This is a genomic window from Enterobacter sp. Ap-1006 (genome assembly GCF_011752835.1).
In the GTDB taxonomy this organism is placed as follows: Bacteria; Pseudomonadota; Gammaproteobacteria; order Enterobacterales; family Enterobacteriaceae; genus Cedecea.
Genome location: NZ_VWWU01000003.1, coordinates 333,289 through 347,130, shown reverse-complemented (window position 1 = coordinate 347,130; position 13,842 = coordinate 333,289). Strand labels below are relative to the sequence as shown.

Annotated in this window: 10 protein-coding genes; 8 read left to right on the top strand and 2 right to left on the bottom strand. The window is 55.8% G+C overall.

All coding sequences use genetic code 11. The annotated features are described in order from the left end of the window. The first annotated feature begins 68 nt into the window (after window positions 1-68). Window positions 69-962 carry a YcbJ family phosphotransferase gene (locus F3J28_RS09870; RefSeq protein ID WP_166875418.1) on the top strand — a complete coding sequence of 298 codons (894 nt, stop codon included), beginning with the start codon at window positions 69-71 and terminating at the stop codon, window positions 960-962. Here F3J28_RS09870 and elyC read toward each other — a convergent pair. Next, window positions 939-1,718, bottom strand: coding sequence for an envelope biogenesis factor ElyC (gene elyC / locus F3J28_RS09865; RefSeq protein WP_166875414.1), 780 nt, complete (start codon window positions 1,716-1,718; stop codon window positions 939-941). The genes F3J28_RS09870 and elyC overlap by 24 nt on opposite strands. Window positions 1,719-1,850: 132 nt before the next feature. Here elyC and cmoM point away from each other — a divergent pair, with 132 nt between their 5' ends. From cmoM to F3J28_RS09830, 7 genes are all read left to right on the top strand, one after another. Next, window positions 1,851-2,627 (top strand): tRNA uridine 5-oxyacetic acid(34) methyltransferase CmoM, encoded by a 777-nt coding sequence (gene cmoM / locus F3J28_RS09860; protein ID WP_166875411.1) that lies wholly within the window; start codon window positions 1,851-1,853, stop codon window positions 2,625-2,627. A gap of 3 nt (window positions 2,628-2,630) precedes the next feature. Beyond that, entirely contained in the window at window positions 2,631-3,953 is a 1,323-nt protein-coding gene (mukF, locus tag F3J28_RS09855; protein WP_166875408.1) for a chromosome partition protein MukF, read from the top strand. Further along, window positions 3,934-4,650 (top strand): chromosome partition protein MukE, encoded by a 717-nt coding sequence (gene mukE, locus F3J28_RS09850; protein ID WP_008461197.1) that lies wholly within the window; start codon window positions 3,934-3,936, stop codon window positions 4,648-4,650. Before mukF ends, mukE begins: the two co-directional genes overlap by 20 nt. Continuing rightward, window positions 4,647-9,104 carry a chromosome partition protein MukB gene (gene mukB, locus F3J28_RS09845; protein WP_166875405.1) on the top strand — a complete coding sequence of 1,486 codons (4,458 nt, stop codon included), beginning with the start codon at window positions 4,647-4,649 and terminating at the stop codon, window positions 9,102-9,104. Before mukE ends, mukB begins: the two co-directional genes overlap by 4 nt. 182 nt (window positions 9,105-9,286) lie before the next feature. Then, window positions 9,287-11,125 carry a L,D-transpeptidase gene (ldtD, locus tag F3J28_RS09840; RefSeq protein ID WP_166875402.1) on the top strand — a complete coding sequence of 613 codons (1,839 nt, stop codon included), beginning with the start codon at window positions 9,287-9,289 and terminating at the stop codon, window positions 11,123-11,125. 184 nt (window positions 11,126-11,309) lie between these two features. Beyond that, window positions 11,310-11,858, top strand: a complete 549-nt coding sequence (gene mepK, locus F3J28_RS09835; protein WP_008461203.1) for a peptidoglycan L,D-endopeptidase MepK — start codon at window positions 11,310-11,312, stop codon at window positions 11,856-11,858. A 39-nt stretch (window positions 11,859-11,897) separates the two neighbouring features. Next, window positions 11,898-12,545, top strand: coding sequence for an MBL fold metallo-hydrolase (locus F3J28_RS09830; protein ID WP_008461206.1), 648 nt, complete (start codon window positions 11,898-11,900; stop codon window positions 12,543-12,545). Window positions 12,546-12,602: 57 nt separating this feature from the next. On the opposite strand, the gene F3J28_RS09825 is transcribed toward F3J28_RS09830, so the two are convergent. Beyond that, window positions 12,603-13,793, bottom strand: a complete 1,191-nt coding sequence (locus F3J28_RS09825) for an amino acid aminotransferase (protein ID WP_166865822.1) — start codon at window positions 13,791-13,793, stop codon at window positions 12,603-12,605. Window positions 13,794-13,842: the final 49 nt, after the last annotated feature.

Below are 13,842 nucleotides of genomic sequence, written 5' to 3'. Positions count from 1 at the left end.
CTGGAGTGGTGACAACTTCGCCTGGTGCGCTCATTATTAAATCAACAGTATTACCAGGGGAAATCGGTATGGAATTGCTGCGTAAGGAGCTAAGTCACCTGCTGGGTGAGAAGTTAAGCCGTATTGAGTGCATTAGCGAACATGCGGAAACTGCACTTTGGTCGCTCTATGACAGCGGCGGCCACGCAATGCCGCTGCTCGCCAAAAGTTTTACCTCGCCGGGCCTGGCGACTCAGTTGGCCTGGAAAATGTCGATGCTGGCGCGCTCAGGCACCGTCCGCATGCCGGTGGTCTACGGCGTGTTGACTCACGAAGAACATCCTGGCCCGGACGTTTTACTGATGGAGCGCCTGCGAGGGGTTCCCGGTGAAGCACCAACCCGAACGCCTAACCGCTGGGAGCAGCTCAAAGACCAGATTGTTGAGGGGCTGTTAGCCTGGCATCGCGTGGACAGCAGCGGCTGTGTGGGGAGCGTCGACAGCACTCAGGAAAACATCTGGCCGCACTGGTACCGCCAGCGAGTCGAAGTGCTCTGGACTACGCTCAATCAGTACCAGAACACCGGGTTAACCATGCAGGATAAACGTATTCTGTTTCGTACCCGAGAATGTCTGCCGCGTATGTTCGAAGACTTCAGCGATAACTGCGTGCTTATTCACGGCAATTTTTCCCTTCGCAGCATGCTCAAGGATTCTCGTAGCGATCAATTGCTGGCGATGGTTAACCCCGGGGTAATGCTTTGGGCGCCGCGAGAATATGAGCTGTTTCGCCTGGCTGAGCCAGGTCAGGCCGAAAGCCTGCTTTGGCACTATTTACAGCGCGCTCCGGTTGCCGAATCTTTCCTCTGGCGGCGCTGGCTATATGTGCTGTGGGATGAGGTCGCACACCTGCTGCAAACCGGCCGACTGAACCGGCCGGTGTTTGACAACGCCTCTAAGTCATTGCTGCCCTGGCTCTCCTGAAGGGCCTTTCAGCCACTGCCACAGGCGCCCGAGGGTTTCATAGCCCACGCGCTCGCTGTGCATCAGCCATACCGGGTCGGGGATAGCCTTTTCCCACGGATTAAGCGGAGAGGTTATCGCCAACTGGTTAGCCGGGGCAGGGAGAGGATGCAGCCCGGCCCGGGTGAAGAAGATCATCGCCCGTGGCAGGTGCGAAGCTGACGTCACCAGAATAAACGGCTGCTGGCCTAGCAACCTGGCCACGGCGTGGGCTTCCTCTTCCGTGTCTTTTGGCGTGTCTAGCGTAATGATGTCATCTCTGGCAACGCCGAGACTTTCCGCAACCCTGGCGCCAGTCTCTGCGGCGCTCACCGAGTTAGTCATCGCCCTTGCCCCAGTAAAGATAAGTTTTGCCCCCGGATTCAGCTGTTTCAGACGAATCGCTTCGGTGAGTCGCGGTAAACTGTTGTCGATCAGATTTGAGCTGGGTGCCCAGTCCGAATTCCAGGTGTAGCCGCCGCCCAGCACAACGATGTAGCGGGCGTTGTCGCCGTGCTGGCGAGTGGCGTAGGTGTCTTCGATAGGCTTTAACATCCAGTCCGCGACGGGCTGCAGGCTAATCAGAAAAAGCACCAGCCAGCTGGCCGTGAGTATCCCTTTGGCTGTTTTTTGCCAGCGAGTAAACCACAGCAGCGCCAGAGCCACGCCCATGGTTAACAGCAGGAATGGCAGAGGAAGCAGCAGACCGCCAATGATTTTTTTCAGTATAAAAAGCATGAAATTCGGATCCTTTTTAACCATCCAGCAGGTAAACGTCCGTGATATTACACCAGATGGGTTCATTCTCGTCCCGCCTGTGCCAAAATAGCGGTTTTGTCAGATGACCTCTTTTGCCACGGAGCTGTACCCATGGGTGACCGCAATTTTGACGATATTGCCGAGAAGTTTTCGCACAATATCTATGGCACAACAAAAGGCCAGTTGCGGCAGGCGATTCTCTGGCAGGATCTGGATGCTTTTCTGGCGACACAGCCCGCAGCCTTAAAGGTGTTGGATGCCGGCGGTGGGGAGGGGCAAACGGCCACCCGCTTCGCTGAGCGTGGGCACGAAGTGGTGCTTTGCGATGTGTCCGCCGAAATGATTGCACGTGCAAAAATGCTCGCTCACGATAAAGGTGTGAGCGACAACATGCATTTTGTACAATCTGCCGCTCAGGATATGGCTCAACATTTGGAAAGCCCGGTTGATCTGATATTGTTTCATGCGGTGCTTGAGTGGGTCACCGATCCTCAGGCCGCGCTGAAAGCGCTTTGGGATTGTTTGCGTCCCGGCGGCACTTTGTCGCTAATGTTCTACAATGCAAACGGCCTGCTGATGCGAAACATGTTTGTCGGAAACTTCGAATATGTACTGCAGGGGATGAAAAAAAATAAGCGCAAAACCCTTTCGCCCGACAATCCGCTGCAGCCAGAACAGGTTTATCACTGGCTGGAGCAAATTGGCTGGCAAATTACCGGTAAAACCGGCGTGCGGGTGTTTCACGATTACCTGCGAGATAAACACAAACAACGAGATGGTTTTGACGATTTGCTGACGCTGGAGACGCGTTATTGTCGGCAGGAGCCGTTTATCAGTCTCGGCCGCTATATTCACGTAACCGCGTTTAAGCCGCAGAGCCAAGGATAAATTATGAGTGATTTTTCCCAGACAGTGCCTGAACTGGTTGCCTGGGCCAGGAAAAATGATTTTTCGATCTCGCTACCGACGGAGCGCCTGACGTTTTTGCTGGCCGTGGCCACCTTAAACGGCGAGCGCCTTGATGGCGAGCTGAGCGAGGGAGAGCTGATTGATGCGTTTCGTCACGTCAGCGATGGTTTTGAACAAACGAGCGAAACCATCACCGTGCGCGCTAATAACGCCATCAACGATATGGTCCGTCAGCGTTTGCTCAATCGCTTTGTCAGCGAGCTAACCGAAGGCAATGCCATTTATCGCCTGACGCCTCTGGGGATTGGCATCACTGACTACTACATTCGCCAGCGTGAGTTTTCCACGCTGCGTCTGTCTATGCAGCTTTCTATCGTTGCGGGCGAGCTTAAGCGCGCCGCTGATGCGGCCGATGAAGATGGCGATGAATTTCACTGGCACCGCAATGTTTATGCGCCGCTCAAATATTCCGTGGCGGAGATTTTCGACAGTATCGATCTCACCCAGCGCATTATGGACGAGCAGCAGCAGCAGGTAAAAGATGACATTGCCCAACTGCTGAACAAAGACTGGCGGGCGGCGATTTCAAGCTGCGAACTGCTGTTGTCAGAGACATCCGGCACGCTACGTGAACTGCAGGATACGCTCGAAGCCGCGGGGGATAAGCTGCAGGCCAACCTGCTGCGCGTTCAGGACTCAACCCTGGGGCGCGACGATCTTCACTTTGTAGACCGCCTGGTGTTCGACCTGCAAAGCAAACTCGACCGCATTATCAGCTGGGGCCAGCAGGCCATTGACCTGTGGATTGGCTACGACCGCCACGTGCATAAATTTATTCGTACCGCTATCGATATGGATAAAAACCGCGTCTTTGCTCAGCGTCTGCGCCAGTCGGTGCAAAGCTACTTCGATGCGCCATGGGCGCTGACCTACTCCAGCGCCGATCGCCTGCTGGATATGCGTGACGAAGAGATGGCACTGCGGGATGAAGAGGTCACCGGCGAGTTGCCAAGTGAACTCGAGTTTGAAGAATTTAACGAAATTCGTGAACAGCTGGCGGCGCTGATTGAAGCGGCGCTACAGGTCTACAAAACCCAACAAGCTCCTCTTGATTTGGGCGTTGTGGTACGTGACTACCTCGTGCAATACCCGCGCGCGCGTCACTTCGACGTGGCGCGTATTGTTGTTGACCAGGCGGTGCGTCTGGGCGTAGCGGAAGCGGATTTCACAGGATTGCCGGCTAAGTGGCAAACCATTAACGATTACGGAGCCAAGGTACAGGCGCATGTCATCAACAAATATTGAACAAGTGATGCCGGTTAAACTGGCACAGGCGCTGGCTAACCCTCTTTTTCCTGCGCTCGACAGCCAGCTGCGCGCCGGGCGTCATATTGGCCTCGAAGAGCTGGACAACCACGCCTTCTTGATGGATTTCCAGGAATATCTGGAAGAGTTTTACGCGCGCTATAACGTGGAACTCATCCGTGCGCCAGAAGGATTTTTCTATCTGCGTCCACGTTCCACCACGCTAATCCCACGTTCTGTGCTCTCCGAGCTGGATATGATGGTAGGCAAAATTCTGTGCTACCTCTACCTCAGCCCGGAGCGCCTGGCCAACGAAGGGATCTTCACCCAGCAGGAGCTTTATGACGAGCTGCTAACGCTGGCGGATGAAAACAAGCTGCTGAAGCTGGTGAATAACCGTTCCACCGGATCCGACCTTGACCGCCAAAAGCTGCAGGAGAAAGTACGTGCTTCACTGACTCGCCTGCGCCGCCTCGGCATGATCTGGTTTATGGGCCACGACAGCAGTAAATTCCGCATCACTGAATCGGTCTTCCGCTTTGGCGCCGATGTGCGTACCGGCGATGACCCACGCGAAGCCCAGCTGCGCATGATTCGCGACGGCGAAGCCATGGCGGTCGAAAGTCGCCTGCAGCTCAATGATGAGAGCGATGAGCCACAACCAGGACTGGATAACGCGGAGGATGAACAAGAATGATTGAACGCGGAAAATTTCGCTCGCTGACGCTGGTTAACTGGAACGGTTTCTTCGCGCGTACATTCGATCTCGATGAGCTGGTTACCACGCTTTCCGGGGGCAACGGGGCGGGTAAGTCCACCACTATGGCGGCTTTCGTCACGGCGCTTATCCCGGACTTAACCTTGCTGCACTTCCGCAACACCACGGAGGCGGGGGCCACCTCAGGCTCTCGCGATAAAGGCCTTCACGGTAAGCTGAAAGCAGGCGTCTGTTACTCCACGCTGGACGTCATCAACTCGCGTCATCAGCGCGTTGTGGTGGGTGTCCGTCTGCAGCAGGTCGCCGGGCGCGACCGTAAAGTCGATATTAAACCCTTTGCAATTCAGGGCTTGCCAACCTCGATTCAGCCGACGCAGTTACTGACTGAAACGCTGAATGAACGTCAGGCTCGCGTACTCAGCCTGCAGGAGCTGAAGGATAAAGTTGAAGCCATTGAAGGCGTGCAGTTCAAGCAGTTCAACTCCATTACCGACTACCACTCGCTGATGTTCGATCTGGGCATTGTTGCCCGTCGTTTGCGCAGCGCCGCAGACCGTAGCAAATACTATCGCCTGATTGAAGCCTCGCTGTACGGCGGTATTTCCAGCGCGATCACCCGTTCCCTGCGTGATTACCTGCTGCCGGAAAACGGCGGCGTGCGTAAAGCCTTCCAGGACATGGAAGCGGCGCTGCGTGAAAACCGCATGACGCTGGAAGCGATTCGCGTCACCCAGTCCGACCGTGATTTGTTTAAGCACTTAATCTCGGAAGCGACTGACTATGTGGCGGCAGACTACATGCGCCACGCCAACGAACGACGTATCCACCTGGATAAAGCGCTGGAATTTCGTCGCGAACTGTTGATTAGCCGCCAGCAGCTGGCCGCCGAACAATATAAGCACGTTGATATGGCGCGGGAGCTGGGTGAACACAGCGGTGCGGAAGGCGATCTGGAAACGGATTATCAGGCCGCAAGCGATCATCTGAATCTGGTGCAAACGGCGATTCGCCAGCAGGAAAAGATCGAGCGCTACGAAGCTGACCTCGACGAGCTGCAAATTCGTCTTGAAGAGCAAAATGAGATCGTTGCCGAGGCGCACGAGCAGCAGGAAGAAAACGAGGCCCGGGCCGAAGCCGCCGAGCTGGAAGTGGATGAGCTGAAGAGTCAGCTTGCCGATTACCAGCAGGCGCTGGACGTGCAGCAGACCCGCGCTATTCAGTACCAGCAGGCGCTTCAGGCGCTGGAGCGTGCTCGCGAGCTTTGCCATCTGCCGGATTTAACCGCCGACAGCGCCGATGAATGGCTGGACACTTTCAAAGCGAAAGAGATCGAGGCAACCGACAAACTGTTGTCTCTTGAACAGAAAATGAGCGTGGCTCAGGCGGCGCATAGCCAGTTCGAACATGCTTACCAACTGGTAACGGCGATCAGTGGCCCGGTGAGCCGCAGCGAAGCCTGGGACACCGCGCGTGAATTGCTGCGCGACAGCAGCAACCAGCGTCATCTGGCCGATCAGGTTCAGCCGCTGCGTATGCGTCTCAACGAGCTGGAACAGCGCCTGCGTGAACAGCAGGAAGCCGAGCGCTTGCTCGCTGACTTCTGTAAACGCCAGGGCAAACAGTTCGATCCGGAAGAGCTTGAAGCGCTGCATGAGGAGCTGGAAGAGCGCATCGGCGCGCTGCAGCAAACCGTAGCCGAAGCAAGCGAGCAGCGCATGGCGCTGCGTCAGGAACTGGAACAAATTCAGGCCAGCATCAAAACGCTGAACCTGCGCGCGCCAAGATGGATTGCGGCGCAAACCAGCCTGACTCAGCTGTGCGAGCAAAGCGGCGAGCAGTTTGAAGCCAGCCAGCAGGTGACTGAGTACATGCAGCAGCTGCTGGAGCGCGAGCGCGAATCCACCGTTGAGCGTGACGAAGTCGGGGCGCGTAAACGTGCCGTAGATGACGAAATTGAACGCCTCAGCCAGCCTGGCGGTGCCGAAGACCCGCGCCTCAACGCGCTGGCCGAACGTTTTGGCGGCGTGCTGCTGTCTGAAATTTATGATGACATCGGCCTTGAAGATGCGCCGTACTTCTCCGCGTTGTATGGTCCATCCCGTCACGCCATCGTGGTGCCCGATCTTTCTTTAGTACGCGAACAGCTGGAAAATCTGGAAGATTGCCCGGAAGACCTGTACCTGATTGAAGGGGACCCGTCTTCGTTCGATGACAGCGTGTTTACCGTTGAAGAGATGGGTACGGCGGTACTCGTCAAAACCGCTGAACGCCAGTGGCGCTATTCGCGTCTGCCGGAGCTGCCGCTGTTTGGCCGTGCCGCGCGTGAAAACCGCCTTGAAGCGTTGCATAACGAACGTGAGTCACTGGCCGAGCGCTTCGCCACGCTTTCTTTCGATGTGCAGAAAAACCAGCGCCTGCACCAGTCGTTTAGCCGCTTTATCGGCCAGCATCTGGGCGTGGCGTTTGAAGACGATCCTGAGGCGGAAATTCGCCACCTCAACAGCCGTCGCGGCGAGATTGAGCGGGCGATCAACAACCACGAAAATGACAATCAGCAGCAGCGCCAGCAGTTTGAGCAGGCAAAAGAGGGCGTGGCCCAGCTTAACCGCCTGCTGCCGCGTATTAGTCTGCTGAATGACGAAACGCTGGCCGATCGCTGCGATGAAATCCAGGAGCGCCTGGATGAAGCCGAAGAATCAGCTCGCTTTATTCACCAGCACGGCAACCAGTTAATCAAGCTGGAAGGCGTTGCCAGCGTGCTGCAGAGCGACCCTGAACAGTTCGAGCAGCTTAAAGACGACTACGCTCACGCGCAGCAAATACAGCGTGATGCCCGTCAGCGCGCGTTTGCGCTGACCGAAGTCGTGCAGCGTCGCGCCCACTTCAGCTACAGCGACTCTGCCGCCATGCTGGACGGCAACAGCGACCTGAATGAGAAGCTGCGCCAGCGTCTGGAACAGGCTGAAGTGGAGCGGACGCGTTCCCGTGAAGCGCTGCGCCAGCATGCCCAGCAGCTGGGTCAGTACAACCAGCTTCTGGCGTCGCTGAAAAGTTCGTTTGATACCAAAAAAGAGCTGCTGACGGATCTGCATAAAGAACTGCAGGATATCGGCGTCCGCGCAGATACCGGGGCGGAGGAAAGAGCACGTGCGCGCCGCGATGAGCTGCATACCGCGCTCAGCAACAACCGCTCGCGCCGTAATCAGCTTGAGAAGCAGCTGACTTACTGCGAAGCGGAGATGAACAACCTGACCCGCAAGCTGAAGCAGCTGGAGCGTAATTACTTTGAAATGCGCGAGCAGGTTGTAACGGCGAAAGCAGGCTGGTGCGCCGTCATGCGTATGGTGAAAGACAACGGCGTTGAGCGCCGCCTGCATCGTCGTGAGCTGGCTTATCTCTCCGGGGACGATCTGCGTTCCATGTCGGATAAGGCGTTGGGTGCGCTGCGCCTGGCGGTGGCCGACAACGAACATCTGCGTGACGTGCTTCGTCTGTCGGAAGATCCTAAGCGCCCTGAACGTAAGATTCAGTTCTTCGTCGCGGTTTATCAGCATCTGCGCGAGCGTATTCGCCAGGACATCATTCGTACCGACGATCCGGTTGAAGCCATCGAGCAGATGGAAATCGAACTGAGTCGCCTGACGGAAGAACTGACTTCACGCGAGCAGAAACTGGCGATCAGCTCCCGCAGCGTGGCGAACATCATTCGCAAGACGATCCAGCGCGAGCAGAACCGTATTCGCATGCTCAACCAGGGCCTGCAAAGCGTCTCCTTCGGCCAGGTGAAGAGCGTTCGTCTGAACGTCAACGTGCGCGAGGCTCACGCAACGCTGCTGAACGTACTTTCCGAGCAGCATGAGCAGCATCAGGATCTGTTCAACAGCAATCGTCTGACCTTCTCCGAAGCGTTAGCGAAGCTTTATCAGCGCCTTAACCCGCAGATCGACATGGGCCAGCGCACGCCGCAGACCATCGGCGAAGAGCTGCTGGATTACCGTAACTACCTGGAAATGGAAGTTGAGGTAAACCGTGGTTCAGACGGCTGGCTGCGTGCAGAGAGCGGCGCGTTGTCCACCGGGGAAGCTATCGGGACCGGGATGTCTATCCTGGTGATGGTTGTTCAGAGCTGGGAAGACGAGTCGCAGCGCCTGCGTGGGAAAGACATTTCCCCTTGCCGCCTGCTGTTCCTTGACGAAGCGGCGCGACTGGATGCCAAGTCCATCGCCACGCTGTTTGAGCTGTGTGAACGTCTGGAAATGCAATTAATTATTGCCGCGCCAGAAAACATCAGCCCGGAAAAAGGGACCACCTATAAGCTGGTGCGTAAGGTCTTCCAGAACAGCGAGCACGTTCACGTTGTTGGCCTGCGTGGCTTTGCGGCCCCGGCGCTGCCAGAGCCGCAGCAGGGTTCGGAAACGGCGGACGCCTCGTAAACCAGCGCTGCTGGATGCGATATTATCAAGCGGGCTAAGGCCCGCTTTTTCTTTGTCGCGAACAGTCTTAATCTTTAATTTTCTTTACATTTTGTCAGGCAAATGGTTTTTACTGTTTATATACTAGTGGTGAATACTTCCCGCCTTTGACGGTGAGCACAGTAATAAACAGGGGGCAAGGGATGTTGCTTAGAAAAGTTAAAGATTTTCGACTATCGGCAGTCGGTTACTGCCTGGCGCTCAGTTTCGCTCCGCTGTTTGTGGCCCAGGCCGACGAGCCTGCCGTCGTTCCCTCCGACAGTTCTGCTTTCCAGACCGATCGGCCCACGGAACTCAATCAGCCTTTGGCGCAGTCTACGGCGACGGCCACGATGGCCGGAACTTTGCCAACAAACACCTCCACGATGTCGGCGGCACAAAGTCGGTCACAGCTTATTGCGGGCCTGCCTGCGGGCTACACGCCGGTTTATCTCAACGCCCTGTCGGCCTTCTATGCTGCGCGTGACATGAAGCCGATGTGGGAAAACCGCGATGCGGTTAAAGCCTTTCAGCAACAGCTGGCGGAAGTGGCCATTGCCGGAATACAGCCGCAGTTTAACCAGTGGGTTGAGCTGTTGACCGATCCCGCAGTGACCGGTATGGCACGCGATGTGGTGCTTTCCGACGCCATGATGGGTTACCTGCAGTTCGTTTCGGGGATCCCGATTGACGGCAATCGCTGGCTTTATAGCAGCACGCCTTACAAGTTAAAAACGCCGCCCCTGTCGGTGATTAACCAGTGGCAGGTAGCCGTTGATCAGGGTTCTCTGGTGAACTTTATCGACAGCCTTGCGCCTCAGCATCCGCAGTATGCCCAGCTGCATCAGTCCCTGATTCACCTGTTGGCTGATACCCGTCCGTGGCCGCAGATGACCGGTAAAGAGACCTTAAGGCCAGGGCAGTGGAGCAACGACGTGGGGGCGCTGAGAGAGATTCTTGCCCGAACCGGCATGCTTCAGGACAAGCCATCGGGGGTGACCAGCGTGGCGGATGTCACCGTAAGCCCGTCCGCGATTAACGTCGAAGAAGCGTCTCCTCAGCCGGGCAAGAAGAAATCTCAGGCTGCTGCCCGCGGCGTTTATAGTCGCGATCTGGTCGATGGCGTTAAACGCTTCCAGCAATGGCAAGGGCTAGGCTCGGACGGTGCGATTGGCCAACTGACGCGCGACTGGCTTAACGTCACGCCTCAGCAGCGTGCAGCCCTGGTGGCATTGAATATTCAACGTTTGCGCCTGCTGCCGGATAAACTTGAGACCGGCATTATGGTGAACATTCCTAACTATTCGCTGGTGTATTACCTCAACGGCAATGAAGCCCTGGCTTCTCGCGTTATCGTTGGGCGTCCGGATCGTAAAACCCCGATGATGAGCAGCGCGCTGAACAACGTTGTGGTTAACCCACCGTGGAACGTGCCGCCAACGCTGGCGCGAAAAGATATTTTGCCAAAGGTTCGCCAGAATCCGGGTTACCTGGAACAGCACGGCTATAGCGTGATTCGCGGCTGGAGCAACAATGCGGAGATGATCGATCCGTGGCGCGTAGACTGGTCGACGATCACCGAGAATAATCTGCCGTTCCGCTTCCAGCAGAAGCCCGGCACGCAGAACTCGCTTGGGCGCTACAAGTTCAATATGCCGAGTTCTGACGCCATCTACCTGCACGACACGCCCAATCATAACCTCTTCCAGAAGGATGCAAGGGCGCTGAGTTCAGGCTGTGTACGCGTCAACAAGGCGTCTGAGCTGGCAAATATGCTGTTGCAGGATGCCGGATGGAATGATTCCCGTATATCCAGTACCTTGCAGGAAGGGAACACTAAATACGTCAATATCCGCCATAACATTCCGGTTAATCTGTACTATCTGACCGCTTTTGTCGGAAAAGATGGCCGCACCGAGTTTCGTACAGATATTTACAATTATGATCTCACCGCGCGATCTGGCGCACAAAACCTCGCAAAAGCCGGGTTATTAATCCGCTAAACGCAACATTTCTAATGAATTAGTGGTCGTAGAAAATGTAAAACGCAGCCGGGCCCTCTGCAGGGCCCGCCGTTGCTGGGTTTTATCGTGCCTTGACTCCCCGGATTCGGGCAGCTATGGTGCGATGGCTGTGCGCAAAAGTGCATATTAAACCATCATTTTATTACCTGTAGACCTGGATATCATGGACAAATTTGACGCTAATCGCCGCAAGCTACTGGCTTTGGGGGGCGTGGCTTTCGGTGCCGCTCTCATGCCTTTGCCGTCGTTTGCCACCCTCTCGACACCACGCCCGCGTATTTTGACTCTCAATAACCTGCATACTGGAGAGTCACTGAAAGCTGAGTTTTTTGATGGCAGAGGCTATATTCAGGATGAATTAGCAAGACTTAATCATTTCTTCCGGGACTACCGGGCGAACAAGATTAAATCCATCGATCCTTCCCTGTTCGACCAACTCTATCGCCTGCAGGGGCTTTTGGGGACTAACAAACCGGTCCAGCTGGTTTCCGGCTACCGTTCCATCGACACCAATAATGAACTCCGTGCTCACAGCCGCGGTGTGGCGAAAAAAAGCTACCACACTAAAGGCCAGGCGATGGATTTTCATATTGAAGGCGTTTCGTTAAGCAATATTCGCAAAGCAGCATTATCTATGCGGGCAGGTGGTGTAGGATACTACCCCAGCAGCGACTTTGTGCATATTGATACCGGGCCGGTAAGGCACTGGTAAAACAACGGAATCCGGCTTTGTTGTCGGTAATGGAGCAGCATGAACTATCACATTATTCCGGTCACGGCTTTTGCCCAGAACTGTTCTCTTATTTGGTGCGAGGAAACGCAGCAGGCAGCGCTGGTGGATCCCGGCGGCGATGCGGCGCGCATTAAGCAAGAAGTGGCGCAAAAAGGCGTGCAGATTAGCCAAATTCTGTTGACGCATGGTCATCTCGATCACGTCGGCGCGGCGGCTGAGCTGGCGGCACATTACGGCGTGCCCGTTGTGGGGCCGGAAAAAGAAGATGAGTTCTGGCTGCAGGGACTGCCGCAGCAAAGCCGGATGTTTGGCCTCGACGAGTGTCAGCCTTTGACGCCGGACCGCTGGTTAAACGAAGGGGAATGTGTTTCCGTAGGGAATGTAACTTTACAGGTGTTGCATTGTCCGGGGCATACGCCTGGTCATATCGTTTTCTTCGATGCGGCCTCTCGTTTACTGGTTTCGGGCGATGTTATCTTTAAAGGCGGAGTGGGGCGCAGCGATTTCCCGCGTGGTGACCATGCGGCGTTGATTGATTCGATCAAACGTAAGCTGCTGCCGCTGGGGGATGATGTGACCTTTATTCCCGGCCACGGCCCAATGTCTACGCTGGGCTATGAACGCCTGCATAATCCGTTTTTGCAGGATGAGCAGCCGGTCTGGTAAAACGGGTTTCCAATAAACAAAGAGCCGCTTATGCGGCTCTTTTGCTATGCGTGGTGATTACAGCACGGCAACGATGGCTTCGCACAGCGGCGCCATGTTATCCGGCGTCATGCCCGCCACGTTAACGCGGCCAGATGCGACGGCGTAAACGCCAAACTCTTCACGCAGGCGGAGAACCTGTTCTTTGGTCAGGCCGCTGAACGAGAACATCCCGTTCTGGTTAATGATGAAGCTGAAGTCGCGGTTGGCGCCTTTCTCCTGCAGGGTATTCACAAACAGCTGACGCATGCGGTGAATGCGCTGACGCATATCGGTCAACTCTTGTTCCCACATGGTACGCAGCGCGTCGTTGCTCAGAATAGTCGCCACAACGGAGGCACCGTGTGCCGGTGGGTTGGAGTAGTTAGCACGAATAACTGATTTCACCTGGCTGAATGAACGGTCAGCGGTGTCGGCATCGGCGGCAACCAGCGTGAAAGCGCCCACGCGTTCGTTGTACAAACCGAAGTTCTTGGAGTAGGAGCTGGCCACCAGCAGTTCTTTGTGGCCGGCTGCGAAAAGACGCAGGCCTTCGGCATCTTCTTCCAGACCACGAGCAAAGCCCTGGTAAGCAAAGTCAAACAGCGGCAGCCAGCCTTTGGCCAGCGACATCTCTGCCAGCGTTTTCCACTGGTCGGCGGTAGGATCGATCCCGGTAGGGTTATGGCAGCAGCCGTGGAACAGCACCACGTCACCGGCTTCCGCCGCCTGCAGGCTGGCCACCAGGCCATCAAAGTCCAGGCTGTGATTTTCCGCATCATAGTAGGCGTACTCTTTCACTTCCAGGCCAGCGGCGTTAAACACGCTTTTGTGGTTAGGCCAGCTTGGGTTACTCACCCAGACGCGTTTTGCTGAGGTGTTTTTCGCCAGGAAATCAGCGGCAACGCGCAGCGCACCGGTCCCGCCTGGGGTTTGCGCCGTACGGGCGCGTTTGTCGGCAATAAGCGCGTTGCTTTTGCCGAACAGCAGCTCTTGCGTGCAGCGGCCAAACTCTGGAATACCATCAATGCCCAGATAGTTTTTGGTGGTCTCATTTTCCAGCAGATAAAGCTCAGCTTTCTTCACGCTGGTCAGGACAGGGGTTTTACCGGTCTCGTCCTTATAGACCCCGATGCCGAGGTTAATTTTGGTTGGACGGTCGTCGGCGCGAAACAGGTCAGCCAGACCAAGAATAGGATCGGCAGGGGCAGCGGTAATGTTCTCAAACATGACGGGTTCCATTAGTGATATCGGGGGAAATCGCTTTCAGGTTAACTGC

What these genes read in the sequence shown, in the direction of transcription:
- F3J28_RS09825 (WP_166865822.1), bottom strand. Translation starts at nt 13,793, where the DNA reads ATGTTTGAGAACATTACCGCTGCCCCTGCCGATCCTATTCTTGGTCTG.
- elyC (WP_166875414.1), bottom strand. Translation starts at nt 1,718, where the DNA reads ATGCTTTTTATACTGAAAAAAATCATTGGCGGTCTGCTGCTTCCTCTG.
- F3J28_RS09830 (WP_008461206.1), top strand. Translation starts at nt 11,898, where the DNA reads ATGAACTATCACATTATTCCGGTCACGGCTTTTGCCCAGAACTGTTCT.
- mepK (WP_008461203.1), top strand. Translation starts at nt 11,310, where the DNA reads ATGGACAAATTTGACGCTAATCGCCGCAAGCTACTGGCTTTGGGGGGC.
- mukE (WP_008461197.1), top strand. Translation starts at nt 3,934, where the DNA reads ATGTCATCAACAAATATTGAACAAGTGATGCCGGTTAAACTGGCACAG.
- F3J28_RS09870 (WP_166875418.1), top strand. Translation starts at nt 69, where the DNA reads ATGGAATTGCTGCGTAAGGAGCTAAGTCACCTGCTGGGTGAGAAGTTA.
- ldtD (WP_166875402.1), top strand. Translation starts at nt 9,287, where the DNA reads ATGTTGCTTAGAAAAGTTAAAGATTTTCGACTATCGGCAGTCGGTTAC.
- cmoM (WP_166875411.1), top strand. Translation starts at nt 1,851, where the DNA reads ATGGGTGACCGCAATTTTGACGATATTGCCGAGAAGTTTTCGCACAAT.
- mukF (WP_166875408.1), top strand. Translation starts at nt 2,631, where the DNA reads ATGAGTGATTTTTCCCAGACAGTGCCTGAACTGGTTGCCTGGGCCAGG.
- mukB (WP_166875405.1), top strand. Translation starts at nt 4,647, where the DNA reads ATGATTGAACGCGGAAAATTTCGCTCGCTGACGCTGGTTAACTGGAAC.